General features: G+C 35.2%; 9 protein-coding genes. All 9 read right to left on the reverse strand.

Annotated elements, in window-relative coordinates; all coding sequences use genetic code 11:
• Position 1: 1 nt before the first annotated feature.
• Positions 2-1,030, reverse strand: coding sequence for a LacI family DNA-binding transcriptional regulator (locus RTY06_RS00215; protein ID WP_312821911.1), 1,029 nt, complete (start codon positions 1,028-1,030; stop codon positions 2-4).
• 178 nt (positions 1,031-1,208) lie between these two features.
• A complete protein-coding gene (locus RTY06_RS00220; RefSeq protein ID WP_312821912.1) occupies positions 1,209-3,845 on the reverse strand; it encodes a pectinesterase family protein in 2,637 nt (878 codons plus the stop codon).
• Between the two features lie 35 nt (positions 3,846-3,880).
• Positions 3,881-5,188, reverse strand: coding sequence for a T9SS type A sorting domain-containing protein (locus tag RTY06_RS00225; RefSeq protein WP_312821913.1), 1,308 nt, complete (start codon positions 5,186-5,188; stop codon positions 3,881-3,883).
• Positions 5,189-5,403: 215 nt separating this feature from the next.
• Positions 5,404-6,183, reverse strand: coding sequence for a T9SS type A sorting domain-containing protein (locus RTY06_RS00230; RefSeq protein WP_312821915.1), 780 nt, complete (start codon positions 6,181-6,183; stop codon positions 5,404-5,406).
• A gap of 355 nt (positions 6,184-6,538) precedes the next feature.
• Positions 6,539-7,510 (reverse strand): pectinesterase family protein, encoded by a 972-nt coding sequence (locus RTY06_RS00235; protein ID WP_312821916.1) that lies wholly within the window; start codon positions 7,508-7,510, stop codon positions 6,539-6,541.
• Positions 7,511-7,514: 4 nt separating this feature from the next.
• Complete coding sequence (locus RTY06_RS00240; RefSeq protein ID WP_312821917.1) at positions 7,515-8,459, reverse strand: alpha/beta hydrolase; 945 nt, start codon at positions 8,457-8,459, stop codon at positions 7,515-7,517.
• Positions 8,460-8,487: 28 nt separating this feature from the next.
• Positions 8,488-10,155 (reverse strand): glycoside hydrolase family 28 protein, encoded by a 1,668-nt coding sequence (locus RTY06_RS00245; protein WP_312821919.1) that lies wholly within the window; start codon positions 10,153-10,155, stop codon positions 8,488-8,490.
• A gap of 98 nt (positions 10,156-10,253) precedes the next feature.
• Positions 10,254-11,084, reverse strand: coding sequence for a rhamnogalacturonan acetylesterase (locus tag RTY06_RS00250; protein WP_312821920.1), 831 nt, complete (start codon positions 11,082-11,084; stop codon positions 10,254-10,256).
• 172 nt (positions 11,085-11,256) lie between these two features.
• On the reverse strand, positions 11,257-12,900 hold the full coding sequence (locus tag RTY06_RS00255; protein WP_312821921.1) for a glycoside hydrolase 43 family protein: 1,644 nt from the start codon (positions 12,898-12,900) through the stop codon (positions 11,257-11,259).
• Positions 12,901-13,002 lie beyond the last annotated feature (102 nt).

Genomic DNA, 13,002 nt, shown 5'->3' on the forward strand with positions numbered 1-13,002 from the left:
TTTATTTTCTGTCAGATGATTGTCTTATGTAGAGAGTAGGAGCAAGAACTAGTTTTTTCTCTATACTAATCCCCGATGAGTTGTCTTTAATTCTTTCTAAAAATACATTTCCAGATATTTTCCCCATCACAACAGGCGTCTGGTCCACAGAACTGATTGACAGTTCCATAAACTGAGTAAAAGGCTCATTACTAAAACCTATCACACCAATATCTTCCGGAATTTTAATCTTAAGATTCTTGATTTCTTTACACGCTCCAAGTGCTGTAAAATCTGAAGCAGAGAAAATTGCATCTGGTTTTATCTTACGTTTCCAAAGGCTTTTCACAGCATTGATCCCTTCTTCTATAGAACTTCCTGTATTGATGATATTTTCTTTAATAACAGGTAGATTATTCGCTTTTAAAGCATCAATATAACCATTAAGACGATTCTGATAAATCTCAAGATTCTGATCTCCCGAAAAATGACAGATATTCTTATATCCTTGATTAATCAAATGTTCTGTCGCCATAAAAGCACCTTTGTGGTCATCAATCGTAATCGTACTGATTCCCGGAATATCCTTCTTTCTATCGAAGAATATAATGGGTGTATTAGTCGTTGCTAGGATTTCCTTGATGTACTCCATATCCGAAGTATTTCTAGCAATTGAAATAAAAATTCCGTCAACCTGCGTATTCAGCAACGTGTTGAGTTGTTTCTTTTCTATAGCAGCATCTTCGTGACTTTGGCAGATAATCACGTGATAGCCGTGCGGAGACAATTCTTCTTCTAAACCTCTGATGACAGATGAGAAGAAGTTGGTATTAATGTAAGGAACTATGACACCTACGGTTTTCGTTTCACCGCTCTTGAGTGCTTTTGCGAGATTATTCTGCTTATAATTCATTTCCTTTGCAGCAGCCATTACCAATTCTTTGGTTTCCTGGCTGATTCTTGGATGATTGTTTAGCGCCCTAGAAACGGTTGCTACGCTCACATTCAGTTTTTTGGAAATGTCATATATCGTCGTATTTTTTTTCGTCATATATTCTTCTTAATGAATATTTGGTGGTTGTAAATATATAAATAATACCTGTCACAACTATTTTTGAAATCAAAATCTTTGATTTCTTTTTTCAGTTCCTCAATTCTACAATTTCTATTATAAAAAAAGCCGCTTCACCGAAATGAAAACGGCTCTCTTATTATGAAAAATGAATAGTTTAGTTTTTAATTAATTTTCCGTTTATCTGCTCAGAATTATTTTTCAAAGTGTAGAAATAGACACCTGATTTCAAATCTGTTGTAGAAATCACAAATTCTTTCTGTCCAGATTTTTCATTAGATTTTTTGATATTCTTTATGATTCTTCCATTGACATCATATATTATAAATACAACATCAGAATTAGATTTCAAATCATAAGCAATCGTTACTTGGTCTGAAAAAGGATTTGGATAAACTAAAGTTTTATTTCCTTTGATATCATTCACAGCTAAAGTTCCAAAATCAATATTAACAGAAGACTCAGGCATCCAATCGAATAAAAATGAAGCATCAGTATCTTTTTTGAAAACATTAGAAATCGTGTAAACCAAAGATTCAGCCTGCGTAAGAACTACTCCACCGTTTGATCTTTGAGCCAGCCTTTCTGGTGTTGCTCCGTCTCCTGTATTTCCATATTCTACAAAAGTCACAGGAAGTGCTCCATTGATTGGTGTTGTCCAACCAGTTGCATTCAGCATAGAAGGCGTTTCACATCTTATAAATGCAGATTTCGGTGTATTCTGCCACGCTCTTCCGAAGTGGAAATTACTGATTGTAGTTCCATTAAAATCGGTTGTTCCAGCAGTAGGAACTGTCAAATTACAATCCAAGAAAACAAATCCAAACTTGGTACTTGATTCTGTTGAAGGTGCTGTAACAACACTATTATTACGATTGATATAAGTTGTACAATGGTCAAAAACGACAGTCTGTCTTCCGAAAATGAAATCAACATTACCTTCGATATAAGAATTCTTAAAATAAGCTCTACCAATGCTGTTTCCTAAATAAGTATCCTGATAACCTAGAATTCTGCAATCATAAAAAGCCTGACGATCACCTTGAGTTTTAAGCGCAACAGCTTGTGTCTGAGAATTAATCTGTGTATTAGCTGTAGAATTGACAAAAGTGTTGGCAATCGTAATTTTGGAAGCTGTAAAATCACTTCCGAAAATCGCCATTGTCTGAGACAAAGATGTTCCATAAGCCAAACCTGTGTCAGGATTGATGTCTCCTGCAGAAATATTATTAGTAATAATCGTTGTAGCAGCGTCATCTCCTATTAAGAATACATTTGATTTTGCCGCTAAAAGTGTTGGTCTTTCTGTATAAGTTCCCGGCTTAATATGGATAATCCATCTTCCTGTATAATTATCGGGAACATCATTGAAGGCTGCCTGAACAGTCGTATAATTTCCTGACCCATCTTTAGCGATTGTTCTAATGACATCCGGGTCTGTTGCTTTGGTTGAGACAGTTGCCACACTCCCATAAGATGTCCCTGCAGAATTGGTTGCAAATGTTCTGACATAATAATTAGTCGAAGCTTCTACACCGTGAACATAAGATGAAAAAGTGCCTAGACCAGAACCTGTTGAAACTTTGGTTGCATTTTCTAGACTTGGTATAGTTTCTGTTTTAGACCAGACAATTCCCCTGTCCGTAATATCAGCTCCTCCCCAATCAGTAACATTTCCGGAAACTACGAAAGATTTATTCGTAACTTGAGATTGCGATGTTGTAGCAACAGTTGGTGCAACAATATTTGCCAAAGTAGTAAAACTCACTTGATCTCCATAAGAAGTTCCTGCAGAATTGGTAGCATAAGCACGAACGTAATAAGTTGTGTTTGGTAATAATCCCGCCAAAGAACTTACATAAGAACCTGATGTTGCATTCTCAGTAGTTTTAGAATCTGCAATTGTAGGTTCTTGATTCGTACTCCAAACAACCCCGCTTTCCGAAATTGCTCCACCTCCGTTGCTGGAAATAGTTCCTCCTGTTTTTGCAGTTGTAGTTGAAATTGATGACATCGCAGTTGTAGAAACAGTTGCCGGATTAGCAACCGCGCCTTCCATAGTTCCGGAGATTTTCACATTTCTAAGACCAAACTGTTTTCCGGTAGTAGCTGCTTTTATATATGGATAAAATCTCAGATAAAAAGTTTGACTTCCAGTAATTATAACCGGTGTAGAAAATGTTAGGCTTAAAACTTCAGCATTATATCGTGCTACAAGCTTTTCTCCTTGAAGAACACTTGGTGAAGAAAAATCCGAATTAAGACTGTACAAAACCTGATAATACATAGAGCTGGTTCCGGCTGAACCTACCAAAGCGGAAACATTATTAATTGTAAATGTTCCATTATTAGTAGCATTCACAGCTACTTGAACATATTTTTTCTCATCTATTGTAGATGTTGCTGACCAACTATTTGTATTAGTTCCTGTATATTCAAAAAAATCAATATTAGAATCAAATGTTGAATTAAATGGTTCTGTAAAATCGATTTTTGTAGCGATTTCTGATTTAAAAGTTGCAGTTGGAAAACTCAATACAGATTCCAAGTTTCCTTCCAAAGATTTGGTCGTAACATCAGCAATCAAAGGCCAATTGACAGAAGCAGGCGTTGCTTCAAACGGTTTTGAATATTTTTTCGAGGAATCTTTTGTCTTTTTAAATTCATTAATATTTGAAAAAGACTGTTTTGAATTCCCATTAGATGAATCTGAAAAAAAAGAAATACTTTTTCCGATCCCGAAAATCATCACTACACTGCAAAGCGCAACTGGTAGAATTAAGTTTTTTCTCATTGGTAAGTTATTAATTAGTAGTTAGTTTAGTAGTTTTATTTGATAATGACTTTTTGAACATAAGAGTCATCATCAGTTTTAACCTCGAAAAGTTTTACACCTTTGCCCAGTTTTTTTAATGGAATAGAATTAATGGTGTTATTTCCTTTAGTTAAAGTTCCTTTGTAAATCACACCTTCTGATTTTCCAGAAAAATCTGTAACATTAATAGTGACAGGCTTGTTATTAAAATCAGAAAAAACCTTTAAAGAAATATTTTCCGAAGCAGGATTGGGAAAAAAAGAAGCATTAGAAATACTTTTAGAAATCGCTTCATTAGTTCCTAATAAAAGACAGTCTGTTGGTTGTAAAAGAACAGCTCCCGCTCCTGCCATCACCGTTTGTTTTACATCTTGAGCTGGTATCTTGTTCAAGTTATAAGGTGGAGTGAATGCTGTTTTATATCCTGATGTGGATCCTGTCACATTTTCAAATACATTATCTACAGATTGCGCAGCTGTAGCGTTTACAGCATCATATCTTATAGGATTTTTGACTCCGTCAAAATAATTACGCTCTATTAATACATCCGCTTTATATGCCGCATTGATACACATATTTCCAACAGAGCTACTGAAATAGTTATTTACCAGATGTACTTTTCCATATCTCACTCTTGGCATTCTATCCTTTACACCTTCTGCCCACCAGCAATACTGCATTGTGATTCTAAGTTTACCATCATCTTGAGTCGCATCATCGCCAGAACCAAAAAGATTCGAAAATCTATGGTCGTTGCTCCCACCAGAACCTCCAGGAATTGGAGCTTTCAGATATTCGAATTTTGTCCAGGTAACTGAGATTAAATCCGAAGCATTTTTGATATCAAGGTTACCGTCCAATGCATCCTGAAATGTACAATGGTCAACCCAAACATTGGTACAATTATCAATCGTCATATTATCATTACCATCAACATCGTAAGCTCCTGGACCTTCGAATGTGATATTTTTGATCAGAATATTAGAACTACTTTTCAGAGTTAAAATTCCGGAACCTCCAGCCGTGAGATCTGTTGAGATTAGACGTGCTCCTGCTAATCCCAGAATTGATTTATTAGTTTGATTATTAAGCGTCAATCTTCCTGCACTTGGGAAAGTAATTTGTCCGGAAACGTGAATCACTTTTACCGATGTACTATTGACCGCTGTTCTCAATTCAGCGTAAGTCGTAACAATCGTAGGCGTTGCATTTCCGCCTCCAGTCACTCCATTGGTTGAAGCCCATCCGGAAACAAGACATTGTGCCTTGGTTTGGAAACCCGTAACAACAGCAAAGAAAGCTAATAAAAGTATCTTTTTCATTATGTCGTAATCATTAAAATGTGTTGAAAAAATTTAGTTTAAAGAAATCTTAATAAAACATAAAAGCACTGACAAACAGTCAAATGAATTATGTTAAATTTAAAATTGGGTAAAAAAAAGGTTTAATGAAAGCACGTTTCATCAAACCTTAATTAATGAAAAATTTAATTCCCTATAAATTTTATTGATCTTAAATTCCTCTCTCGATTCTCAGATTATTTTATTAAAACCTTGGTAGATTTTACACCTGCATCAGATTTTAGGTTTACGAAATAAATACCTTTATTGTTGATTTCGAAGTTTGTATCTACAGAAGAGCTTGCAGACTTAACCAAAGATCCGTTAGCATTGAAAATACTGATTTGAGTATTTTTTGCTTCTAAGTTAGAAACATACACTTTGTTTCCGCTAGAGAAGATATTAGCTTTCAATTCTTTTTTAACATCGTTTACAGCCAATAATTGAGTTGTTCCAACATTGGTAGCTCTAATCTTATAGATGTTAAGAGACGTATCTCCATATATGTGCAAATCTGCAGCAGGACCTGTATATTGATATGTATAAATAATACCATCAGTAGAATTAGAATAAACTTTAGAGGTAAGAATTGCAGAACCAGTTCCAATGTAAAGAGTTCTATCTCCTGATCCACCGTTCTTATACCAAACAGTAATCTCTGAGTTACCATTCACTTTGAAGTATATATAACGCTGTGTTGGTGTAGTATTAACTCCTGTTGAAGTGAATCCTCCTCCATTCAATTTAAAACGTTTTGTTGCAGCATAGCCATCTGAGAATGTAGCCGTGTTAGCTTCTACTGCTCCAAAGTTAACAACAGTTTCAGGTCCTGGAACAAGAGCAAGATTGTTTCTGATGATACTAGTAGGTTCTCCGGTATTAGTAGTCCAAGTTCCAAAGTCCCAAGTTGTTTGAGCCTTAACGTTTCCTACAGTAGCAACAACTGCAAATGCTAAAAGAAGTAATGATTTTTTCATGATAAAGTAATTTATTAATTATTTGTTTAGAGTGTATGCAATCGATTACACGATTATTTGTAATAATTCCATGGTTCTAATATAAAATTATTTCTAATTCTCACAATTAATGGGCAATAAATTTTCTTACAAAATGTTAATTTTAATTAATATTAAATGAAAAAAAACCATTATCCAAAAGGATTAACAGTTAAATATTTGTTTAAATAAATTTTCAATTCTGATAAAAACAAAGCATCAAAAACTTAAATTTTTATCAAAATACTGAGTAATCGATTGCATTAAAATTCCCAAAATTTATACTGAAAAGTCAAATTTTGGGAATTTCTAAAAAAACAATTTGTGCAACAATCTTTTACGGAATCCAATTATCAGACTTTTTGAAAATCTTTTCAATCGTATAATTCTTCAATTCTTTTTTGGAAAGCTGATGAGACCACTCTACTCTTTTGTCGGGATTTGAACCGTTTCCTTTACTTCCAAACTCTCCATAGAAAGTTGTTTTTTCTTTATTAGGAAACATTTTGTCTCCTTTCCACGGATTCCAACCTTCCGGCAAAATATGGCTTTCCATAGTTGTATTGATGAAAACGGTCTTTGCAAATGGTCGCCAAGGTCGCCCGAGATAAACTTTGGTAATATCTTCTTTTGCAGTCAAATGACAATCGATAAAAACAAAACCAAATGGAGTGTCTTTGCTTGTTGCAGAAGCAGTGATATAAGAATTCGCTAAACTTTTGATTTCACAATTCTTGAAAACCGCAGTCGCCTGACCGAAAATAAAATCCGTCGTTCCTTCTATATAACAATTTTCATAATATTGCCGACTGTGATCCGTTGCTGCATAAAGCGTATCCTGACAACCTAAAATTTTGGAATTCTTCATCACAAATCGGTCGCCTTCTACGTGAAGCGCAACCGCTTGTCCTTGATTGCATGACGAATTCTTAATTGTCAAATTCGAAATTTTAATGTTATCTCCTGCAACCAAAAACGTGTAAGAATTGAATGTATTGAGTTTTTCATTGGTCAAAGGGTTCAGTTTTCCTGAGAAATCATCATTGGTAATGATTGTATTTTCTTTGTCTTCGCCTTCAATCGTAATCCAATGTTTGGAGGAAGGAATCACTACTTTTTCATTGTAAATTCCTGATTTAATTTTAATCAAAGCCTCACCCGGACCCAAATCCCGAATCGAATTAATCGCATTCTGAATCGTTTTGAAATCTCCGTAACCATCTTTAGCAACTGTAATCGTGATATAAGGCGATTGTGCAAAAGACAAAACCACGAACCAAAAACTTAGAAAAGAAAAGAACTTTTTCATTAGATTAATTTTTCAAAACTTTATCCAAAAAATCAACAGTATATTTCAAAGTCTCATCAAACCAAGGCTGAACCAACCAAAACGAATGCGGAGAATCTTTGATTTCGTGAAATTCTGTCGGGATATTATAACTTTTTAATAACTTCATCATATCATCTCTTCCTGCGTGAAATCTCGGTTGAGAGCTATTGATAAATAATGTTGGAGGCGTATTTTTTCCAACATATTCCAAAGGAGAAGCTTCTTTCCAGATTTGGAAATTCTGTTTTTTTGTGAAGCCAAACCAATAATCGCTGTAACTTCCTTCTTCGGATTCGGGATGAATGAAAGACACGATTCCATCAATATTCACAATCGCCTGAACTTTATTTTTCACACCAACCAAAGTTGCCAATTGTGCTCCGGCAGAGTTTCCACCAATTGCAATTTTATTTTTATTAACAGCAAATTCTTTGTGATGTTTCTTCAAGAATTTCAAAGCGTCTTCGATATCTTCAACTCCTGCAGGATATTTTGCAACATCGCTCAAACTATAATTAATTGCCATTGCTACATAACCTTTTGAAGCCAATTCCTGAGCGAGAAATCTTTCGTTTTCTTTACTTCCAGAAATCCAACCACCGCCGTGAACCAGAATAATCGCAGGATATTTCTTAACCGAATTTTCAAGATAATAAATATCCGCTAAAAGTGATTTTCCGTTTCTTGTTTTGTATTCGACGTCTTTTTTGACTTTGATGTTTTTAGGAAATTCCAGATTTAAAGGTTGAATGAAAGGATATTTCTTTTTCAGTTTTTCATAGGTTCCTTCAATGGTGTAAGGTTGTGCTTTTGGTCTTTCGATTTCCTGAGAATAAATCTTAGAAATCGAAATCAAAACAATAGAAAAACGGATGAAAATCTTCCACAGATGACTATTGTGATTCAAGTTAACTTTGGTAGGTTTCATCCGTTTTAAGAAAAAAATATAAGAAAAATTATTTTACAACATTCTTCGGAACATCTTTGGAAATAGACAATTTATCGCCTGTAATTCCTTTTGGTAATTTGATAGCTTTGGTTTTACTCCCAATAACCTTTATCAAAGGCGTTTTAGAAGATTCCAAAGTCAAACCTGAGATGTCAACATTCTTACTGTTGTAGATTGTTGCACCGGTTCCGTCGTTATATTTTATTTTGACATTTTTAAGTGTAATTCCGTCTGCATCTACGATTGTCAAGGCTTTTTTGGTATCGAAATTAGAATCTTCAACAATAATATTTTTAAGATTCATTTCAGATAAACCGTTCAGAGACAGAGCTTCGTAAGAATTGGAAGCTGTGATATTTTTGAAGAATACATTTCTGAAAATCGGAGTTTCATCCGTCACTGGAATATCCTTTACCACTCTTTTTTCGTCATCAGCATTTTGGTCTTCTTCGATGATTGGCGAATTGCCTTCATAGAACATATTAAAGCCAATAACCTGAGCCGGAATTCCCGTCATATCCACATTGCTAATCCAAATATTCTCAACAACTCCACCTCTTCCTCTTGTCGTTTTGAAACGAAGTCCGATATCCGTTCCGATAAAAGTACAATCTGAAGCGTGAAGATTTTTCACACCACCGGACATTTCGCTTCCGATAACAATTCCACCGTGTGCGTGATAAACTGTATTATTTTTGATGATTACATTTTCAGTTGGAATTCCTCTGTCACGGCCGTCTTTATCTTTTCCGGATTTGATACAGATTGCATCGTCACCAACGTCAAATGTGTTATTATAAATCAAAACATTCTTACAAGATTCCAAATCCAAACCGTCGCCATTCTGAGAATACCAAGGATTTCTAACGGTTAGATTTCTCAAAATCAAATTGCTTGACATCAATGGATGAAGATTCCAAGCTGGTGAATTCTGGAAAGTTGGACCGTCCAAAAGAACTTTGTCACAACCAACCAAACTTACCATAACCGGACGAAGAAAATCTTTCACAGTTTCCAGTTGCTCTCTAGTGGTCAACTTTTCAGGAATATTGAAGTTTCCAGTGCTTGTAAATCCTCTTTTAGAACTTTCACTTGGAAACCAAGTTTTTTTATCATCAGACAAAACTCCGCCTTTTGACAATAATTCTTTCCATTGACCATCGGTCATTTTTCCTTTTTTCACATATCTCCAAGCGTCGCCGTTTCCGTCAATCACACCTTTTCCCGTGATTGCAATGTTGGTTGCACCTTTTGCAGAAATCGGAGACTGACAACGAGTTGTGTTCAAACCTTCGAAACTTACATCAACCAAGGGATAATCCACAAAATCTCTGCTGAACATTACCAAAGCGCCGTCTTCCAAATGCAGATTGATATTGCTTTTCAGAACAATTGGTCCCGTTAACCAGATTCCTCTTGGAACGATAACTGTTCCGCCACCTTTTTGAGAAGTTTCGTCAATAGCTTTTCTGAAAGCTTCGGTATTTTTTACAATTCCGCCGGAAACAGAACCGTAATTTTTTATATTAACAGAAGTTGCAGGAAAAGACGTTTCTGCAACTGTAGGCATTTTGAATTCTACATTTTTGTAAATATCAGAAATACTCTGTCCAAAAGCGTTTCCTGAAACTAATGTTGCTAAGCTTAAAGCTAAAATTTTAATCGTTTTCTTCATTATAATCTTTTTTGATTCTCGCAGATTAAACAGATTTGGCTGATTTTAAAATTTGCTAAATCGACAAAATCTGCGAGATAAATTTTTGTATTTAAAAATTATTTCTTGCTTACTATTTTTTTGAATTCATTGTAAACCAACTGAGCGACTGCTTTTGCGCCTTCTGGCTGGAAATGCGTATCATCTTTTTGTCCATTCGGATAAGCCGGAAATTTGCCTTCGGGGAGGTTCATAAAGTAAGTTGTAGTCACGAAATCTTTTCCTTTTTGTGTGAAAAACTCTCTGGAAAGCCTATTCAAATCGATAACATCAACTTTTTGTTCCTGCCCGACTTCTATCATTGCTTTTGCATAATCGACGTGACTGTCGCCCAAAACACCATCTTTCCAAGGATAATTTCTGGAAACAGGCGTTACCAGAATCGGCGTTGCTCCTTTCTCACGAACCTGATGAATGTACAATCTCAAATATTCCTTATAACCCGGAACATCCACATAACGGTCGACTTTTTTCTCCGATTCATCATTGTGACCAAACTGAATCAAAACCCAATCTTTCGGTTTCAGATTCTCGAAAATATAACGCCATCTGCCTTCCTGGAAAAAGGTTCGCGTGCTTCGTCCGCCTTTGGCTTTATCAATAATCAAAACGTTTTTTGCTAATGGAGATTTGAAGGTTTTGAGACTGTCAGCCACAAAAAACTCCTGAAAAACACCGCCCCAACCTTGCTGTGGATAACGTTTTTCCTGATAATTGCTTTCCAAAGTATAATCTGTCAACGTAGAATCGCCAGCTAGAAAAATATTGGTCGTATTCTTGTCTTTTGCGGGTTTTACAATTCTCTCTTTTTGATTATCTTGTTCTGTCTGAGCAAATGCCATCACAGAAGCCGTGATAAAAAATGCTGTTGAGATGTTTTTGAAGGACATTTTCATTATTAATATTTAAATTTTACTATCTAGTTTTAACAACATAGACACATAGTTTTACTGCAGATTTGAGATAAAATAGACTTACCATTATTTCTTTTGATTTTATCTTTTCCCTAATAAATTTTGCATTTTTTCTATGTGTCTATGTGGTTTAAAATTCTCTTCTAATTCAATTTTTTGTAATTCTGAAGAAGTCAAAATCTGCGTAACCTCCTCTTGAAACTTTGGAATCGCTGACAGAATAAATTCCGACTTTTGCACCAATCCATTTTCCCGGTTTTGCCTGAAATAGTTCACCAATATTCTCAAACTTTTTCCCATTTTCACTGTAACTGAATGTACAAATTCCGTTGGGTTCATTGACATTGACTTTTAAATAGACTTCGTTTGATTTTAATTTGATTTCGTTCAGAATTTTTTCTTCGCCACATTTATCTGCTTTTTGGACTTTTCTTAATTGAAGATAAAATCCATCAGGTTTGTTTGTAATCACTAATGACTGATAGTCCATTCCCATTACTAAAAGTCCCGCGGTTTTTCCTTCTTTTACATCTTCAGGAAATAATTTGACTTTGGTTGTTGTTACAAAATTTGGAGCTGGGAATTTCTGAGTTAAAAGATTCGGAACGTTCCAAAGATTTTTTTCGCCATCTGGAATTTTGATTGAAAATAATCTCAGATAATCTTTTCCGGGAAGTTTGGCTGACCAAACGATATTTTCATTGGCGCTCCACTGCCACTGTAAACCTATTTTGTCATCATTAAATTCATCTGATTCTGCAGGCGTTTCTATTGGATAAGATTTGCCTACATTTGGTTTTTTGAATGTTAGAACCGGTTCTCCGATTCCATTTTTATTATTATCAATTCCGATTACAGGCCAGTCTTTTTCCCATTTCATTGGTTGAAGATGAACGATTCTTCCACCTGCGTCCACATCCTGAAAATGGTAAAACCAATCTTCCCCATTCTGCGTATCAACCCAAGCTCCCTGATGTGGCCCATTGATTTTAGTCGAACCTTTTTCTAAGACAATTTTTTCTTCGTAAGGTCCATAGATATTTTTTGAACGCAAAGCCAATTGCCATCCCGTAGCAACGCCTCCAGCGGGAGCAAAAATGTAATAATAACCATTTCGTTTATACATTTTCGGACCTTCAACTGTTGGATGTGCATCGTGTCCATCGAAAACGTGAATTCCTTTGTCCAGAACTTTTGTTCCTTCCGAATTCATTTTATTGATGGTCAAAATACTCTTGACTCCTGCTCTACTTCCTGCCCAACCGTGAACTAGATAAGCCTGACCGTCTTCATCCCAAAACGGACAAGAATCAATAAGACCTTTTCCTTCCATAACCAAAACTGGTTCTTCCCATTTTCCAAAAGGGTCCTTGGTTTTTACCATATAAATTCCAAAATCCGGATCGCCCCAATAGATGTAATATTCTCCATTATGAAAACGGATACTTGGTGCCCAAACACCATCGCCACGTCTTGGTTGATTAAAATGTTCTTTAGGAATTAAATCCGTGATTGCATAATTGACCAACTTCCAATTAATTATATCTTTCGAATGAAGAATTGGTAAACCCGGCATTTCGTTGAAGCTGGAAGCAGTCATAAAATAATCATCTCCAACTCTGATTGCATCCGGATCAGAATAATCCGAATATAAAATCGGATTTTTATAAGTTCCATTTCCTAAATCCGTAACCCAAACTTCTGAAACATATGGTTTCGTTTTCTGAGCATTGAGTTGATTGATTGCTAGTGCAAAAAAGGTAAGGATGATATGTTTTTTATTGACTTTCATTTTTATAATTTTAATTATTCTTTTGTCTTGAAACAAAAGAACCAAAAATTCAAGACTATAAACTTTTAGCTACAAATTGAAATTTCGTTCTAAAAAGTTTAA

Source organism: Epilithonimonas sp. (assembly GCF_032055105.1).
Classification (GTDB): domain Bacteria; phylum Bacteroidota; class Bacteroidia; order Flavobacteriales; family Weeksellaceae; genus Epilithonimonas.